This window comes from Devosia sp. P2_G7 (assembly GCF_056403495.1).
This window is the reverse complement of record NZ_JBFUFI010000005.1, coordinates 147,276-163,567: the sequence shown is the minus strand read 5'-3', so window position 1 is coordinate 163,567 and position 16,292 is coordinate 147,276. Positions and strand designations below refer to the sequence as shown.

The window sequence follows — 16,292 nt, the reverse complement described above, 5'->3', positions numbered from 1 at the left end:
AACTCGTCTGGGTGGAGCGAGTGCGCTACCCCCGCACCATCTGGTCACCCGCCAGCTTCCGGATCTCCCGCAATTCCCCGATCGTCGTTTCGAGGTCGGCCTTCTGCCGCTCCAGCAGGTCCAGCCGCTCGTCCACCTTGGCGACCAGCAGCTGGGTCTGCGCGGTCTGCGATTGCGCGTCGTAGAGGCTCAGATAGTCGGAGATGTCGCGCAGCGAGAAGCCGAGCCGCTTGCCGCGGAGGATCAGGATGAGCCGTGCGCGGTCGCGGCGGCGGAACACCCGGGTGCCACCGACCCGCTCCGGGTTGAGCAGCCCCTTGGTCTCGTAAAAGCGGATGGCGCGGGTCGAGATGCCGAACTCCTGGCTGAGGTCGGCAATGGCGAACAGGTCGCGGTTTTCGGGTTCAGGCCGGTTCATGCTTCTTCCGCGCTGCGTACTCTTCGCGCAGCTCCTTTTTTGACAGCTTGCCGATCAGCGTCTTGGGCAACTGGTCCTTGAAGATGATTTCCTTGGGCATTTCGATCTTGTTGAGCGTGTCTGCCAGGAATTTCTTGAGTTCGGCCTCGGTGGTCTTCTGCTCCGGGCGTAGCTTGACGAAGGCCACCGGCGCCTCGCCGCGATACTCGTCGGGCACGCCGATGACGTTGACCTCTTCCACCGCCGGGTGGTGCATCATCGCTTCCTCGATGTTGCGCGGGTAGACGTTGAAGCCCGAGCAGATGATCAGGTCCTTGATGCGGTCGACGAGGAAGACATAGCCGTCCTCATCGATGAGGCCGATGTCGCCGGTCCGCAGCCAGCCATCCATGAAGGCGTCCTTGGTCGCCTCCGGGTTGTTGTAATAGCCCAGCATCACTTGCGGGCCTTTCACCTGCAGCTCGCCGCGCTCGCCGAGCGGCACGACGCTGCCGCTTTCGACGTCGACGAAGCGGATATCGGTTGCCGGCAGCGGCTGGCCGATCGACAGGGGCTTGCTCGGTACGCGCAGCGCCGCGCAGCACACCACCGGCGAGGCTTCGGTCAGCCCATAGCCTTCGGCGAGCAGCGAGCTCGAGACCTTGCTCCAGTTGTGGCGCACCTCGTCGGACAGCGGCGCCCCGCCGGAGATCGTCACCTCGACCGAGACCAGATGCGGCTTCGCCTTGTCCCCGGCCTTGGAAAGCGCCTGCACCAGCGTCGGCACGGCCGGCAGGATGTTGGCGCCAGTGCGGGTCATCAGGCTGAGAAAGGCCTTCATCTCGAAGCGCGGCAGCATCACCACCTGCGACCCCACGGACAGCGGCACGTTCATGCACACCGTCATCGAGAAGATGTGGAAGAACGGCAGCACCGCAACCACGCGGCTCGGCGGATAGAACAGCCCGCAGCCCCAGGCGTCGATCTGGCTGAGGTTGGCGGCGATATTGGCGTGGCTCAGCATGGCGCCCTTGGGCAGCCCGGTGGTGCCGCCGGTATATTGCTGCACCGCCACGTCCTTGGTGGCGTCGATGGTCACCGGAGCCGGCATCAGGTTGCGTGACACCAGCTTTTCGAAATGGATCACCTTGCCGGCGATGCCGCTCTGGTCGACCTTGCTGAGGTCCTTGGATTTCGCCAGCCGGTACAGCAGCTTCTTCACACCGGGCAGCGCATCGGGGAAATGGCAGATGATCAGCTGCTTGATGTGCCCGGCCTCGACCAGTGCCTCGGCTTTCTCGAATGTCAGCTTCAGGTCCAGCGTCACCATCAGCTCGGCGCCGGAATTGCCGACGATGTGGCTCAGCTCCTTGACCGTGTAGAGCGGGTTGCAGTTCACCACGATGCCGCCGATGCGCAGCACCGCGTAATAGGCGATCACGTAGAACGGCGTGTTGGGCAGCAGCAGCGCGACGCGCGTACCCTTCTTGACCCCGAACTCGCTCTGCAGTGCCCCGGCGAAGGCATTGATCAGCCGGGCCAGTTCGCCGAAACGGGTCTTCTTGCCGAGAAAATCCAGCGCATCGGTGTTCGGCGTGCGAGCACAGGTGGCCAGCACCTGCTCATGCACCGGCGTCAGGTCGATCGGCGCGTCCCAGGCAATGCCCTCGGGATAATGCTGGATCCAGGGGCGGGCGGCGCCCTCCGCTGCCGTCGTGGCCATCTTCTTCCTCCTCAGGCTTTTCGCCCGTTGGCAGAAATATCCCATCAATTGACGTTAGCGTCAAACGGGAGACGTTGATGCGGGAGTGCCGGAGGTTCAGGGTGGCGCGGCAGCTTGCTCGGTGCCCTCGCAACGCCCGCGTCCACCAGTTGACGTATACGTCAACCATCGCTATTTTGTAGCGATGGTGCCTGCCCGGGCATAACAATCGGCAACAAGAGTCGGACCGGGCGCGTTGTTGAGCGGGGGCTCATCTCGCTTGTTGACGGTGCGCCGCGACCTTGGTCGAGGAGATATGCATGGTCTGGGCGCTGTTGATCCTGTCGATCCTTGCTTTCGCGGTGCTGGCGATGCGCCGCGCGCCGCTCTGGCAGTGGGCGGTCGCCGCGCTGGTCATCGGGGCGTTGAGCCGCATCTCGACAGATAATGGTCTCTGGTTGATGACGGATGTGCTGGGCTGGGTGCTGGCACTCCTGCCGGCCGCCATCCTGGGTCTCCTCACACTCGTTCCGGTCCGCAAGCTGCTGCTGACCGGTCCCGCCTACGGCCTCGTCAAATCCATCCTGCCCCGCGTCTCGCGCACCGAGCAGGAAGCGCTCGATGCCGGCACGGTCGGCTGGGATGCGGAGCTGTTCTCGGGCAAGCCCGACTGGCAGAAGCTGCTCGGCGTCCGCAAGCCGACGCTCTCGACCGAGGAGCAGGCGTTCCTCGATGGGCCGTGCGAAAAAGTCTGCTCGATGATCGACGACTGGGATACGCGCAACAACCGCGCCGATATGCCTCCGGCCGTCTGGACTTATCTCAAGGAGCAGGGCTTTCTGGGCATGCTGATCGGCCGCGAACACGGCGGCCTCGGCTTCTCTGCGCAGGCGCAGAGCCAGGTGGTGTCAAAGATCGCCTCGCGCTCGATTGCTGCCGGCATCACCGTGATGGTGCCCAACTCGCTCGGGCCCGGCGAACTGCTCGAGAAGTACGGCACCGAGGAGCAGAAGAAGAAGTATCTCAGCCGCCTCGCCAAGGGCCAGGAGGTGCCGTGCTTCGCGCTCACCGGTCCACACGCGGGCTCTGACGCGGCCGGCATGCGCGATGTCGGCGTCGTCTGCTACGACATGTACGAGGGCAAGAAAACGCTGGGCGTGAAGCTCAGCTGGGACAAGCGCTATATCACGCTGGCGCCCGTCGCGACCCTGCTCGGCCTCGCGTTCCACCTGCATGACCCCGAACACCTCATCGGCGAGGTCGACAATATCGGCATCACGCTGGCGCTGGTCCCGGCCAAGCACAAGGGCGTCAAGATCGGCCGCCGCCACTATCCGGCACGCTCCGCCTTCATGAACGGGCCGACGCAGGGCCGTAACGTCTTCATCCCGATGGATTTCCTGATCGGTGGCACCGAGTATGCCGGGCAGGGCTGGCGCATGCTGATGGAGTGCCTCGCCACCGGCCGCGCCATCTCGCTGCCGGCCATCGGCACCGTCTCCATCAAGCACGCGCTGCGGGTGACCTCGGCCTATGCCCGCATCCGCCGCCAGTTCGGCATTCCGGTGGGGCTGATGGAAGGCGTCGCCGAGCCGCTGAGCCGCATGGTGCGCTTCGCCTACACCTACGAGGCCTCGCGCGGCCTCACCGCCTCGATGGTCGACGAGGGTCAGCGCCCGTCAGTGCTGTCGGCGCTGCTCAAGTACCGCACCACCGAGGCGATGCGCCTCGCCTTCAACGACGCCATGGATATCCATGGCGGGCGTGCCGTGCAGGACGGGCCGACCAACTACCTGTTTTCAGGCTACATGACGACGCCGGTCGCGATCACCGTCGAAGGCGCCAACATCCTGACGCGCACGCTGATCACCTTCGCGCAGGGCGCACTCCGGGCTCATCCCTACCTTTACGCCGAGATTTCGGCCGCCCAGAACAAGGACCGGAAGGCCGGCATCGCTGCCTTCGACACCGCGTTCGCCGGCCATGTCAGCTTCATGCTGCGCAACATGGCGGGCAGCTTCCTCCACGCCGTAACCTTCGGCGCCTTCGCCTCGACCCCGGTCGATCACGAGATGGCGCACTGGTACAGGCAGCTCAGCCGCTACAGCCAGAGCTTCGCGCTCTGCGGCGACTGGACCGTGGCCTTCCTCGGCGGCGACCTGAAGCGCAAGCAGCGCCTCTCGGGCCGCATGGCGGACATCCTCTCAGACCTGTACCTCCTCTCCTCGGTGCTCCGCCGCTACGAGGATGATGGGCGGCTCGCGGAAGACCGACCGGTGGTCGAGGCGGTGGCGCGCGACCTCGTCTTCTCGATGGAACAGAGCTTTGCAGCTGTGTTCGCCAACTTCCCCAACTTCGCACTGCGGAACCTGATGCGGGTGCTGGTGTTTCCTCTCGGTCGCCATGCCAAGCCGGCCTCGGACCGCGAGACTTACCGGCTGGCCCGTTCGGTGATGCAGCCCGGCGCCTTCCGCGACCGGCTTACCAAGGGAACCTATGTCTCGATGGACCCCAAGGATCCGACCGGCGTCCTCGAAGACGCGCTGATCAAGGTGACAGCGGCGGCCGAGATCGAGACCAAGTTCGTCCGCGCCATCAAGAAGAGCGTCATCGAGCGCCGGCTCGACCGCGACGCGATCAGCGATGCAGTGGAGGCCGGGGTGCTCACCGAGGCGGAAGCGGCGACGCTGCGGCTCGCCGACCAAGCCACCGATCGGGTGATCAAGGTGGACGATTTCGACTTCGATGAACTGGGCTCGAAGCAGCTCAGGCGTGAGCCCGCCGCCATCGACGCCGCCGCCGAGTAGTTCCAGAACGAGGAGCCGGAAATGGCCCAGATGCCCCCAAGCCGCGCCTGGAGTTTCGACCTCGATTTCGAGGGCATCGGCTGGCTGACGATCAACACGCCGGACTCGCCGGTGAACACGCTGAGCCGCGAGACGCTGTCCGAACTGGTGGGCATCGTTTCGACCCTCGAAGAGCTGGCGAACGGTGGCGAGCTGAAGGGCGTGGTCCTGCTGTCGGCCAAGGACTCCGGCTTCATCGCCGGAGCCGATGTCACCGAGTTCGACGACATGTCCGATCCCGGCGTGCTCAAGGCGGCGCTGGACCGCACGCACGCGCTGTTTGATCGGATCGAGGCGCTGAAGGTGCCCGTCGTCGCCGGCATCCATGGCTTCTGCCTCGGCGGCGGGCTGGAGCTGGCACTCGCCTGCCAGTACCGGGTCGCCGTCAACGACGACAAGACCCGCATCGGCTTCCCAGAGGTCAATCTCGGCATCTTCCCGGGCTTCGGCGGCTCCGGCCGCTCTATCCGGCAGGCCGGGCCGGTCGATGCCATGCAGATCATGCTCACCGGCAAGATGCTGCGCGCCAGTCAGGCTCGCCGCATGGGACTGGTCGACAAGCTGGTCCGCCACCGCGACACGCTGCGCTGGGAGGCCCGCAAAGCCGTGCTGCAGAACCGTAAGAGCGTTGAGGCGCCGTTCGCCAAGCGCGCCGCTGCCCTCGGCCCGGTGCGAGGCTACATCGCCAACAAGATGCGCGAAGAGGCGAAGAAGAAAGCCAGCCCCGAGCACTTCCCGGCGCCGTACTCGCTGATCGACCTGTTCGAGGAACACGGCAACGACTGGCGCGCCATGAAGCAGGGCGAGGCCGAGCGCTTCATCCCGCTGATGGCTTCGCCCACCTCGAAGAATCTCCGCCGGGTGTTCTTCCTCTCCGAAGGCCTCAAGAAGCAGGGCGTGCGCGGCAAGGAGAAGCCGGTATTCCAGCGGGTCCACGTGGTCGGCGCCGGCGTCATGGGTGGCGACATTGCCGCCTGGTGCGCGCTGCGCGGCATGGGCGTGACCCTGCAGGATCTCGACCTGGAGCGCATCAAGCCGGCGCTCGATCGGGCCAAGAAGCTGTTCCAGAAGAGGCTGCGCTCGAAGACCGAGATCGGCAATGCCGTCGCCCGGCTTGAGGCCGACGTCTCCGGCAAGGGTCTGGCCCGCGCCGACGTGGTGATTGAAGCGGTGGTCGAGAACCTCGAGATCAAGCGCAAGATTTTCGCCGATGCCGAGCTGAAGACCAAGCCGGGCGCGATCCTTGCCACCAACACCTCGTCGATCGAACTCGAGCGCATCGCCGAGAACCTCACCGCCCCCGGCCGCCTGATCGGGCTGCACTTCTTCAACCCGGTCGCGCAGCTGCCGCTGGTCGAGGTGATCCGTTCCCGCTTCAATTCGGACGCCGACATCGCCCGTGGCGCCGCCTTCGCGCTCGCCATCGGCAAGTCGCCGGTCGTGGTGAAGTCTGCGCCGGGCTTCCTCGTCAATCGTGTGCTCATGCCCTACATGCTCGCCGCCGTACAGCGCGTCGAGGCGGGGGAGAACAAGGAGCAGATCGACGCTGCTGCTGTCGCCTTTGGCATGCCGATGGGGCCGATCGAACTGATGGATACGGTTGGGCTGGATGTCGGCAAGTCGGTCGCCGAGGAGCTCGGCAGTCCGGTGCCCCCGGCCAGCGATTTCGCCCGGCTGGTCGCCGAGAACAAGCTCGGCCGCAAGACCGGGCAGGGGTTCTACACCTGGACCAACGGCAAGGCGGTGAAGGGCGAGGTGCCGCCGCATCCGGATCTCGCCGGCCTCGGGCGCGAGCTGGTGCAGCCGCTGGTCGATGCCACCGAAATCGCCGTGGCCGAAGGCGTCGTCGCCTCGGCCGATCTTGCCGATATCGGCGTCATCTACGGGACCGGTTTCGCGCCGTTCCTCGGAGGGCCGATGCAGGCCCGCAAGGACGGGAGAGCCTGAGATGGCCGAACTGCGTAAAGTCGCCATCGTGGGCTCGGCCCGCATCCCCTTCGCACGCGCCTATACCGGGTACGCCGAGGAGGGAAACCTCTCGATGCTCGGTGCGGCGCTCGGCGGCCTCGTCGACAAGTACAACCTCAAGGGCGAGGTGATCGGCGAGGTGATGGCCGGCGCCGTGCTCAGCCACAGCCGCGATTTCAACCTCGCCCGCGAAGCCAGCCTCGATGCCGGCCTCTCACCCCGCACCCCCGGCACCAACGTGCAGATCGCCTGTGGCACCTCGCTGCAGGCAGCCCTTAGCCTCGGCGCCAAGATCGCCACCGGCGAGATCGACAGCGCCATCGCCGCCGGCTCCGACACCGTTTCGGACAGTCCGGTGGTGTTCGGTGACAAGTTCCAGCACCGCATGATCGAACTCAGCCGCGCCCGCACCACCGGCGAGAAGTTCAAGGTGTTCAAGGGCTTCAATCTCGGCGAACTGACCCCGATCGCGCCCTCGACGCAGGAGCCGCGCACCGGCCTCTCCATGGGGCAGCATTGCGAGCTGATGGCCCGCCAATGGGGGATCTCCCGCGAGGACCAGGACGCGCTGGCGCTGAAGAGCCACCAGAACGCCGCCCGCGCCTATGACGAAGGCTTCCACGACGATCTGATCGTCCCCTTCGCCGGCGTCCTCAAGGACAATAATGTCCGCGCGGATACCAGCCTCGAGAAGATGGCGACGATGAAACCGGCTTTCGACAAGCAGTCGGGCAAGGGCACGCTGACGGCCGCCAACTCCACCCCGCTCACCGACGGCGCCGCGTCGGTGTTGCTGGCCGGCGAGGAGTGGGCCAAGGCCCGCGGCCTTCCCATCCTCGCCTACCTCACCCTGGGCCAGGTCGCCGCCAACGATTTCGCGCATGGCGAGGGCCTGCTGATGGCCCCGACCATCGCCGCCTCGGAGATGCTCCGCCGCTCCAACCTGACTTTCGCCGATATCGACCTGTTCGAGATCCACGAGGCCTTCGCCGCCCAGGTGCTGGCGACCCTCAAGGCCTGGCGAGACCCGGACTACAACCGGAACGTCCTCGGCCGCGAGACCCCGCTCGGCGAGATCGACCCCGACAAGATCAACACCAAGGGCTCCAGCCTCGCCTACGGCCACCCCTTCGCCGCCACCGGCGCCCGTATCCTCGGCCTCACCGCCAAGCTGCTGAATACGACGGAAAAGCAGCGCGCCCTGATCTCGGTCTGCACCGCCGGCGGCATGGGTGTCACCGCGCTGGTGGAGCGGGCGGCGTAAGCGGCAGCAAAGGCCCCGTGACGCAGGCGTTTCCCACAGCCTTCTCACACTTGACGCTTACGTCAATGTCCCGCTTGTCAGCGAAAACCCGATGCCCTAGGGTCCGTACCCAATCGGGCGGTTTCGACCAGTCCGGCCAAAATGAGGCATGGCATGCTAATCGCCAAGCCCGTCAGGAAACGTCTGTTCAAGGAGATGGGACAAGAATGAAAATAATTGGGGTCCTGAAAGCGGTCGCGGCCGCCGGCGCGTTAGCGCTGTTCATGGGGAGCGCGGCGCAGGCCGTGACGCTCAACCTGGGTAATGGCAGCGAGCCCGGCTCACTCGACCCGCACAAGGCATCCGGCGATTGGGAAAACCGGATCATCGGCGAGCTGTACGAAGGCCTGATGGCCGAAGATACGCATGCCGACGCGATTGCCGGCCAAGCCGAGTCCTGGACGATCTCCGATGACGGCCTCGTTTACACCTTCAAGATCCGCGCCGACGCCAACTGGACCGACGGCGTGCCGGTCATTGCGCAGAACTGGGTCGACGCCTTCCAGCGTCTGTTCGACCCCAAGACTGCAGCCGAATACGCTTACCTGCAGTTCCCGATCAAGAATTCGTCCAAGCTTGCCGGCGGTGAGATCACCGATTTCAGCCAGCTGGGCGTCAAGGCCATCGACGACAAGACGCTCGAGATCACCCTCGAAGCCTCGACCCCGTTCTTCCTCCAGGCGCTGACCCACTACACCGCCTATCCGATCCGCAAGGACATCATCGAGAAGTTCGGCGACCAGTGGACGCAGCCCGACAACATCGTCGGCAACGGTCCCTATAAGCTCGTCGAGTGGGTGCCCGGCTCGTACCTCCGCGGCGTCAAGTCCGACACCTATTACGGCAAGGACAGCCTGAAGATCGATGAAGTCCGCTGGGACAACACCGAGGACCTGACCGCGGCGCTCAACCGCTATCGCGCGGGCGAGCTCGATATCCTCACCGACTTCCCGGCCGACCAGTACAAGTTCCTGCAGGACAACTATCCCGGCCAGGCACACGTCGCGCCGTTCCTCGGCATCTACTACTACGTGCTGAACCAGTCGAAGCCTCCGCTGGACAACGTCAACATCCGCAAGGCGCTCTCGCTCGCCGTGCTTCGTGACGTGATCGGGCCGGACGTGCTCGGCACCGGCGAACTGCCGGCCTATGGCTGGGTCCCGAATGGTACTGCCAACTACGAAGGCGTGCCGTACTCGCCCGATTGGGCAGAGTGGCCCTATGACCAACGCGTCGAAGAAGCCAAGAAGCTGATGGCGGAAGCCGGCTACACTCCGGAAAACCCGCTGAAGCTGCAGCTGCGCTACAACACCAACGAGAACCACCAGCGCATCGCCGTGGCCATCTCCGACATGTGGAAGCAGATCGGCGTGCAGATCGAGCTGTTCAATGCCGAGACCGCTGTGCACTACGACGCACTGCGCGCCGGTGACTTCAATGTCGGCCGCGCCGGCTGGCTGCTCGACTATTCCGATGCCAGCAACACGCTCGACCTGCTCAAGACCGGCACCACGCAAGATGGCGTGATGAACTGGGGCAACAACTACGGCCGCTACTCCAATCCGAAGTTCGACGACCTGCTGACCCAGGCCTCAAAGGAACTGGATCTGGTGAAGCGTTCGGACCTGCTGCACCAGGCTGAAGCCCTGGCGATGGACGAGTTCGCGGCAATCCCGATCTACTGGTACGTGTCCAAGAACGTCGTCTCGCCCAAGATCACGGGCTTCGAAGACAATGCCAAGGACATCAACCGTGTCCGCTGGATGACTAAGTCGGAGTAACCGGCTCAACGGGGACCGCGGGCAAAACCCGCGGTCCCAGATTGTATTTTTGCCGCCGGCTTACGGCGCTCCCCGCGGGCTGGCGGGAAAGGTCACACACAACATGTTCGGATATGCGCTCAGGCGCGTGCTGACGGCTATCCCGATCGTCCTGATCACGATCACCGTCTGCTTTTTCATCCTCAGGCTGGCGCCCGGTGGGCCGTTCGACGGCGAGCGCGCGCTGCCGCCCGACGTGATGAAGAACCTCAGGGCCCACTACAATCTCGATCAGCCGCTGATCACTCAGTACCTCATCTACCTGGGTGGGGTGTTCCGCGGCGATTTCGGTCCATCCATGGTGATGGAGGATTTCTCGGTATCACGGCTTATCGGCATCGGGCTGCCCTTTACCCTGATGCTCGGCTTTTCCGCCTTCGTCGTCGGCACCATCGGCGGCATGGTCGCCGGTGCAGTTGCGGCGGTGAACCAGAACAAGTGGCCGGATTACCTGCTGGTCGCCATCGTCCTGGTCGGCATCATCATCCCCAATTTCCTGATGGCCAACCTCGTGCAGCTGTTCTTCGGGGTGTACCTCCGCTGGCTGCCGGTGGGCGGCTATCAACCGGGCTCGCTCATCCACCTCGTGCTGCCGATCTTCATTCTGGCGCTGCCGCATGGCGGACGCGTCGCCCGGCTGGTGCGTGGCTCGATGATCGAGGTGCTCGGCACCAACTACGTGCGCACCGCCCGCTCGAAGGGGCTCGGCACCCGTCTGATCCTCGCGCGTCATGCGCTGAAGCCTGCACTGCTGCCAGTGGTCTCCTATCTGGGGCCAGGGCTCTCCTACCTCCTCACCGGCTCGCTGGTGGTGGAGCAGGTGTTCGCGCTGCCCGGTATCGGCAAGTACTTCATCACCGCCGCGCTCAACCGCGACTACGGGCTCGTGCTGGGCACCACCATTCTCTACGTTTTCATCATCCTGGCGCTGAACCTCATCGTCGACGTTCTCTACGCCTGGCTTGATCCCAAGGTGAGGTACCGCTGATGGCCGGGATTACTGGCAAGGATGCGGCCCTCACCGCTTACGCCGATGCGCTGGCCGCCGAGGCCCCCAAGGGCCGGTCGCTGACGCAGGACGCGTTGCGCCGGCTGTTCAACAACAAGGCGGCGCTGGTCTCGATCTTCGTGCTCACGGCCATCGTGCTGTTCGCGCTGGTCGGGCCGTATTTCCTGCCCTGGGCTTACGACAAGATCGATTGGGCCGGCATCCGCAAGCCGCCCGACTGGGCCAAGGGCCACTATTTCGGCACCGACCAGAACGGCCGCGACATGCTGGCACGTACGCTCCAGGGCACGCAGATGTCGCTGCTGGTGGCGGGCGTCGCTACCGTCGTGTCGGTGGTGATCGGCATCCTCTACGGCGCCATCGCGGGCTATTTCGGCGGCAAGATCGACGCCGTCATGATGCGCTTCGTCGATATCATGTACGCGCTGCCCTACATCCTGTTTGTCATCATTCTGGTGGTGATCTTCGGGCGCTCGCCGGTGCTGCTGTTCGTCGGCATCGGTTGCCTCGAATGGCTGACCATGGCGCGCATCGTTCGCGGGCAGACGCTGTCGATCAAGCAGCGCGAGTTCATCGAAGCGGCGAAGGCGGGTGGGGCAGGACCCTTCACCATCATCTTCCGCCACATCGTGCCCAACCTCACCGGCCCGGTGGTGATCTACGCCACGCTCACCATCCCCGAGATCATCATCACCGAGAGTTTCCTCTCTTATCTCGGGCTGGGCGTCCAGGAACCGCAGACCTCGCTCGGCACGCTGATCTCGTTCGGCGCCCCCGTGGCCGAGGCGCTGCCATGGATGCTTTTCACCCCGGCCGCCATCCTCGTCAGCATGCTGCTCTGCCTGTCCTATCTGGGCGACGGCCTGCGTGACGCGCTCGACCCCAAGGACCGATAGACATGGCCGATGTGCTTGTCGTCGACGATCTCGACGTAACGTTCGCCCTCCACGATTCCGAAGTGAAGGCAGTTTCCGATCTCGATTTCACCCTCTCCGAGGGCGAAACGCTCGCCATCGTGGGCGAAAGCGGGTCGGGCAAAAGCCAGGCCTTCCTCTCGATCATGGGCCTGCTCGCCAAGAACGGCAAAGCCTCCGGCCGCGCCATGCTGGGTGACGTCAACCTGATCGGCATGCCGGTGGACCGCTTGGACAGGTATCGCGGCAAAGACATCGCGATGATCTTCCAGGATCCGATGACCTCGCTGAACCCGACTTTGCGGGTCAAGACGCAGCTCGCCGAAGTGCTGGTGCGCCACCAGGGCTACGACAATGAGAAGGCCTATCGCGCCGTCATCGAGATGCTGGAGCGGGTCGGCATTCCTGAACCGGTCAAGCGCGCCAACGCCTACCCGCACGAACTGTCGGGCGGCATGCGGCAGCGCGTGATGATCGCCATGGCACTGCTCTGCAAGCCCAAGGTGCTGATCGCGGACGAGCCGACCACCGCGCTCGACGTGACCGTGCAGGCGCAGATGCTCGACCTGTTCAAGAACCTCACCAACGATTTCGGCACCGCGCTGGTGCTGATCACCCACGATCTGGGTGTCGTCGCCGGCGTCGCCGATCGGATGATGGTGATGTATGGCGGGCGCTGCGTCGAAAAGGGGCCGACCGACACGCTGTTCTACGATCCGCGCCACCCCTACACGCTGGGCCTCTTGCACTCGACGCCGCACGTCGCCAAGCGGGCCAAGCGGCTCGACCCAATCCAGGGCTTGCCGCCCAGCCTCGAGCATCTGCCGCGCGGCTGTGCGTTCCATCCGCGTTGCGCCTTCCGCTTCGAGCGCTGCTTCGAGGAACGGCCGCCATTGCTGCCAGTCGAGGACGTGCGCGAAAAGGCCTGCTGGTATCAGGGCGAACTCAAATACGAGGAGGTTGCGTGATGCTCGATCGCACCGAAGACCTCCTGAAGGTCGAGAATCTCTCGAAGAGCTTCTCCATCTCGGCCGGGCTGTTCGCCAAGCCCTTCCAGCTGCGCGCCCTGCAGGACATCAACTTCACCGTCAAGCGCGGCGAAACCCTCGGCATCGTGGGCGAGAGCGGCTGCGGTAAGTCGACCCTGGGCCGCTGCATCCTGCAGCTGCTGACCCCCGACGAGGGCCGCGTCCTCTGGCTCGGGCAGGACATCAGCAAGCTGCCGGCCGAAGAGATGCGGAAGAAACGCCGCGATCTGCAGATCATCTTCCAGGATCCGCTGGCCTCGCTCAATCCGCGCATGACCGTGGGTGAGATCATCGCCGATCCGCTGCGCACCCTGATGCCCGAGATCGACGCCAAGGGCAGGCGCGAGCGCGTGTTGCGGACCATGGAGGCCGTCGGCCTCCTGCCTGAAATGATCAACCGCTATCCGCACGAGTTTTCGGGCGGGCAGGCGCAGCGCATCGGCATTGCCCGGGCGCTGATCAGCGAGCCCAAGCTGATCGTCTGCGACGAGCCGGTGTCGGCGCTCGACGTGTCGATCCAGGCGCAGATCCTGAACCTCCTCAGCGATCTCAAGGACGAGTTCGGGCTAACGCTGATCTTCATCTCGCACAACCTGAGCGTGGTGCGGCACGTCTCCGACCGGATACTCGTGCTCTATCTCGGCCGGGTGGTCGAGCTCGCCGATGGCGACGACCTCTATGACGATCCCAAGCACCCCTACACGCGTGCGCTGCTGACGGCAGTGCCGATTCCCGATCCGAAACGGGCGCGACAACGGACCATCGAAGGGCTGGTGGGCGAGATCCCCTCGCCGATCAATCAGCCATCGGGGTGCACGTTCCGGACGCGGTGCCGCTATGCGATCGAGGGTTGCGCCAAGGTAAGGCCGCCGCTGGAGACGCTGCCAGGCGGCCGGCTCGTCGCCTGCATCCGCTGGCCGGAGCTCGACCTCAAGCCGGGCGCTTAGTCCGGCGCTCGTCGCCCTTGAAGCCGGCGCGTTTCCGCCTGCGGTCAGGACCGGCAAAGGTCCTGGCCTCGATGAAGTCGCGCGGTGCGGCAAGGACGGAGGCCAGCCGGGCCTCGATGTGCTGGGCGGCGAATGGCTTGCGCAGGAACTCGGTAACGCCCGCGTCGCGCGCCATCGCGATCTCGGTCGCATCCGGGTTGGAGGACATCATGAGGACCGGCGTGTCGCGGTTGAGGCCGGCGGACGCGGCGCGCAGCGCTTTCACCAGCGCAATGCCGTTCATCGGCTGCAATATGTCGTTCAGCATGATGGCGCCGAAGCGGTGGGTTTGCAGCGCCATGGCCGCGCCGTCGGAGCTCTGCACTTCGTCGACGCGTCGCACCTTGAGATGACGCAGCATCTGGCCGATCAACGCTCCCATATGCGGGGAGGGATCGACAACGAGCACGTCGAGCTTGGAAAAGCTGGGTTTCTGCATTCGGGCAGTGTCGCACCTGGCCGTTGCCGGCCGGTTAATCGCGCAGGCCCGGAAAACCGGCGCAAGGGCGTTGACAGAGGGGGCTTTTGCCCTTAATCACAGCCCCAATTCGAAGGGCGCGCGGCGCCTGTTTTTATTTTGGTTCCGAGGTTCGGCATGAAAGTCACTAATTCGCTCAAGGCTCTGATGGGTCGCCATCGTGCCAACAAGCTCGTTCGCCGCCGCGGCCGCGTGTACATCATCAACAAGGTGGACAAGCGCTACAAGGCCCGCCAGGGCTGAGCTGCTGCTCACGACTGCGTATCTAGAAAGGCCCGCGAAAGCGGGCCTTTTGCTGTTGGTGACCATTCCATAGGCCTTCCCCTCCACCGGCCGGCGGTTAGCCGACATCGAAGAAGGCCCCCGGGCCTTGCCGATCAGGCCCTTAGCCAGCAAACCCCGCGATAATGCGCAGCCACGAGCGGATGCCCTTGTGGAAGCTCGAGAGGTTGTACTTCTCGTTGGGCGAGTGGATGCGGTCGTCGTCGCGCGCGAAGCCGATCAACAGCGTGTCGAGCCCGAGCGTCTTCTTGAACTCGCCCGCCACCGGGATCGAACCACCCGAGCCGATCAGCGCCGCCTCGCTGCCCCATTCTTCCTTCAGCGCTGCCGCCGCCTTGCCGACGAACGGCCCATCGGTCGGCACCGAGACCGCCGGCGCCCCGCCGTGCTCATGAAAGTTCACCGTCGCGTCCGGCGGCAGGCGATCCTGCACGTGCTTCCTGAACGCCGCGCGCATCTTCTTGGGGTCCATGCCCGAGACGAGCCGGAACGAGATCTTGGCGCTGGCCTTGGCCGGGATCACCGTCTTGAAGCCGTCCCCGGTATAACCGCCGGTGATGCCGTTGATTTCGCAAGTCGGGCGCGAACGGGTCTGCTCCAGCACCGAGCGGCCCTTCTCGCCGGCCGGCGTCGTCAACCCGGCGCCCTGCATGAACGCCGCCTCGTCATAGGGCAGGCGCTTCCACTGTGCCGCGATCTCGGCCGGCAGGTCCGCGACATCGTCGTAGAAGCCTTCAACTGCGACGCTACCATCGGGGTTGCGCAGCGAAGCAATGATCTCGGCCAGCACCTGGATCGGGTTGCGCGCCGCGTTGCCGTACATGCCCGAATGCAGGTCATGGCTGGCACAGGTGATCTCCACCTCTTCGCCCACCAACCCGCGCAGGCTGGTGACAATGGCCGGCGTCTCGGCGTTCCACAGGTCGGTGTCGCAGACCAGCGCGATATCGGCCGCGCCGAGCTCGGCCTTATTGGCTTCGAGGAAGCCCGGCAGGCTCTTGCCACCCGACTCTTCCTCGCCCTCGAAGAACAGCGTCACTTTCACCGGCAGTGCGCCATTCACAGCCTTCCAGGCGCGGCAAGCCTCGACGAAGGTCAGGAGCTGCCCCTTGTCGTCCGAAGTGCCGCGGCCGACGATTCGCGTCTCGCCATCATCGCCCTTCACCAGCGTCGCGACGAACGGGTCGGTGTGCCACAGGTTCAGCGGATCGACCGGCTGTACGTCATAGTGGGCGTAAAACAGCACATGCGGGCCGCTGGCCGATTGGTCATGCGCCACCACCATCGGGTGTCCCGGCGTCGGCCGCACCGAAGCGTCGAAGCCGAGCGCCTTGAGGTCCGCCGCCAGCCAGTCCGCCGCCTTGCGCACCTCGCCGGCGTAGGCCGGATCGGTAGAGATCGACTTGATCGCCACCAGCGTCTTCAGCCGCTCGACGCTGTCATCGAGATGGGCATCGGCATGGGCGAGGGCGGCGTCGAGGGCGTTGGACATCGGGGCAATCCATCAATGAAAACGAAAATCCCTCCCTTTGTGGGGGAGGGATCGAGAAGTGACAGCC

The 16,292-nt window shown here is 64.9% G+C and carries 13 protein-coding genes; 9 read left to right on the top strand and 4 right to left on the bottom strand.

The features are described from left to right. Positions 1 to 25 precede the first annotated feature (25 nt). Both AC1DWU_RS10395 and AC1DWU_RS10390 read right to left on the bottom strand, forming a co-directional pair. Positions 26 to 418, bottom strand: a complete 393-nt coding sequence (locus AC1DWU_RS10395) for a MerR family transcriptional regulator (protein WP_477149900.1) — start codon at positions 416 to 418, stop codon at positions 26 to 28. After that, entirely contained in the window at positions 405 to 2,120 is a 1,716-nt protein-coding gene (locus AC1DWU_RS10390; RefSeq protein WP_477149899.1) for a long-chain-fatty-acid--CoA ligase, read from the bottom strand. The genes AC1DWU_RS10395 and AC1DWU_RS10390 overlap by 14 nt, the downstream gene beginning before the upstream one ends. 299 nt (positions 2,121 to 2,419) lie before the next feature. Here AC1DWU_RS10390 and AC1DWU_RS10385 point away from each other — a divergent pair, with 299 nt between their 5' ends. The 8 genes from AC1DWU_RS10385 (at position 2,420) to AC1DWU_RS10350 (ending at position 13,934) form a co-directional block, all read left to right on the top strand. Beyond that, complete coding sequence (locus AC1DWU_RS10385) at positions 2,420 to 4,906, top strand: acyl-CoA dehydrogenase (RefSeq protein WP_477149898.1); 2,487 nt, start codon at positions 2,420 to 2,422, stop codon at positions 4,904 to 4,906. Between the two features lie 21 nt (positions 4,907 to 4,927). Further along, positions 4,928 to 6,892 carry a 3-hydroxyacyl-CoA dehydrogenase NAD-binding domain-containing protein gene (locus AC1DWU_RS10380; protein WP_477149897.1) on the top strand — a complete coding sequence of 655 codons (1,965 nt, stop codon included), beginning with the start codon at positions 4,928 to 4,930 and terminating at the stop codon, positions 6,890 to 6,892. A gap of 1 nt (position 6,893) precedes the next feature. After that, the gene (locus AC1DWU_RS10375) at positions 6,894 to 8,177 is read left to right on the top strand and encodes an acetyl-CoA C-acetyltransferase (RefSeq protein WP_477149896.1); all 1,284 of its coding nucleotides are present in this window, start codon (positions 6,894 to 6,896) and stop codon (positions 8,175 to 8,177) included. A 206-nt stretch (positions 8,178 to 8,383) separates the two neighbouring features. After that, on the top strand, positions 8,384 to 9,997 hold the full coding sequence (locus AC1DWU_RS10370; protein WP_477149895.1) for a peptide ABC transporter substrate-binding protein: 1,614 nt from the start codon (positions 8,384 to 8,386) through the stop codon (positions 9,995 to 9,997). A gap of 103 nt (positions 9,998 to 10,100) precedes the next feature. Beyond that, complete coding sequence (locus AC1DWU_RS10365) at positions 10,101 to 11,024, top strand: ABC transporter permease subunit (protein WP_477149894.1); 924 nt, start codon at positions 10,101 to 10,103, stop codon at positions 11,022 to 11,024. Continuing rightward, on the top strand, positions 11,024 to 11,941 hold the full coding sequence (locus tag AC1DWU_RS10360) for an ABC transporter permease (RefSeq protein ID WP_477149893.1): 918 nt from the start codon (positions 11,024 to 11,026) through the stop codon (positions 11,939 to 11,941). The genes AC1DWU_RS10365 and AC1DWU_RS10360 overlap by 1 nt, the downstream gene beginning before the upstream one ends. A gap of 2 nt (positions 11,942 to 11,943) precedes the next feature. After that, on the top strand, positions 11,944 to 12,927 hold the full coding sequence (locus AC1DWU_RS10355) for an ABC transporter ATP-binding protein (RefSeq protein ID WP_477149892.1): 984 nt from the start codon (positions 11,944 to 11,946) through the stop codon (positions 12,925 to 12,927). Then, entirely contained in the window at positions 12,927 to 13,934 is a 1,008-nt protein-coding gene (locus AC1DWU_RS10350; protein ID WP_477149891.1) for an ABC transporter ATP-binding protein, read from the top strand. Before AC1DWU_RS10355 ends, AC1DWU_RS10350 begins: the two co-directional genes overlap by 1 nt. On the opposite strand, the gene AC1DWU_RS10345 is transcribed toward AC1DWU_RS10350, so the two are convergent. Further along, positions 13,918 to 14,412, bottom strand: coding sequence for a response regulator (locus AC1DWU_RS10345; RefSeq protein WP_477149890.1), 495 nt, complete (start codon positions 14,410 to 14,412; stop codon positions 13,918 to 13,920). The two genes, AC1DWU_RS10350 and AC1DWU_RS10345, sit on opposite strands and share 17 nt — an antisense overlap. Before the next feature lie 156 nt (positions 14,413 to 14,568). Here AC1DWU_RS10345 and ykgO point away from each other — a divergent pair, with 156 nt between their 5' ends. Further along, positions 14,569 to 14,694 carry a type B 50S ribosomal protein L36 gene (ykgO, locus tag AC1DWU_RS10340; RefSeq protein WP_055046235.1) on the top strand — a complete coding sequence of 42 codons (126 nt, stop codon included), beginning with the start codon at positions 14,569 to 14,571 and terminating at the stop codon, positions 14,692 to 14,694. Between the two features lie 142 nt (positions 14,695 to 14,836). Here the strand turns inward: ykgO and AC1DWU_RS10335 are convergent, their stop codons facing one another. Further along, positions 14,837 to 16,225: a M20/M25/M40 family metallo-hydrolase gene (locus AC1DWU_RS10335; protein ID WP_477149889.1), complete on the bottom strand. Its 1,389-nt coding sequence runs from the start codon at positions 16,223 to 16,225 to the stop codon at positions 14,837 to 14,839. Positions 16,226 to 16,292: the final 67 nt, after the last annotated feature.

Coding starts and splice junctions, on each gene's coding strand:
- AC1DWU_RS10395 (WP_477149900.1), bottom strand. CDS start 418: ATGAACCGGCCTGAACCCGAAAACCGCGACCTGTTCGCCATTGCCGAC.
- AC1DWU_RS10390 (WP_477149899.1), bottom strand. CDS start 2,120: ATGGCCACGACGGCAGCGGAGGGCGCCGCCCGCCCCTGGATCCAGCAT.
- AC1DWU_RS10385 (WP_477149898.1), top strand. CDS start 2,420: ATGGTCTGGGCGCTGTTGATCCTGTCGATCCTTGCTTTCGCGGTGCTG.
- AC1DWU_RS10380 (WP_477149897.1), top strand. CDS start 4,928: ATGGCCCAGATGCCCCCAAGCCGCGCCTGGAGTTTCGACCTCGATTTC.
- AC1DWU_RS10375 (WP_477149896.1), top strand. CDS start 6,894: ATGGCCGAACTGCGTAAAGTCGCCATCGTGGGCTCGGCCCGCATCCCC.
- AC1DWU_RS10370 (WP_477149895.1), top strand. CDS start 8,384: ATGAAAATAATTGGGGTCCTGAAAGCGGTCGCGGCCGCCGGCGCGTTA.
- AC1DWU_RS10365 (WP_477149894.1), top strand. CDS start 10,101: ATGTTCGGATATGCGCTCAGGCGCGTGCTGACGGCTATCCCGATCGTC.
- AC1DWU_RS10360 (WP_477149893.1), top strand. CDS start 11,024: ATGGCCGGGATTACTGGCAAGGATGCGGCCCTCACCGCTTACGCCGAT.
- AC1DWU_RS10355 (WP_477149892.1), top strand. CDS start 11,944: ATGGCCGATGTGCTTGTCGTCGACGATCTCGACGTAACGTTCGCCCTC.
- AC1DWU_RS10350 (WP_477149891.1), top strand. CDS start 12,927: ATGCTCGATCGCACCGAAGACCTCCTGAAGGTCGAGAATCTCTCGAAG.
- AC1DWU_RS10345 (WP_477149890.1), bottom strand. CDS start 14,412: ATGCAGAAACCCAGCTTTTCCAAGCTCGACGTGCTCGTTGTCGATCCC.
- ykgO (WP_055046235.1), top strand. CDS start 14,569: ATGAAAGTCACTAATTCGCTCAAGGCTCTGATGGGTCGCCATCGTGCC.
- AC1DWU_RS10335 (WP_477149889.1), bottom strand. CDS start 16,225: ATGTCCAACGCCCTCGACGCCGCCCTCGCCCATGCCGATGCCCATCTC.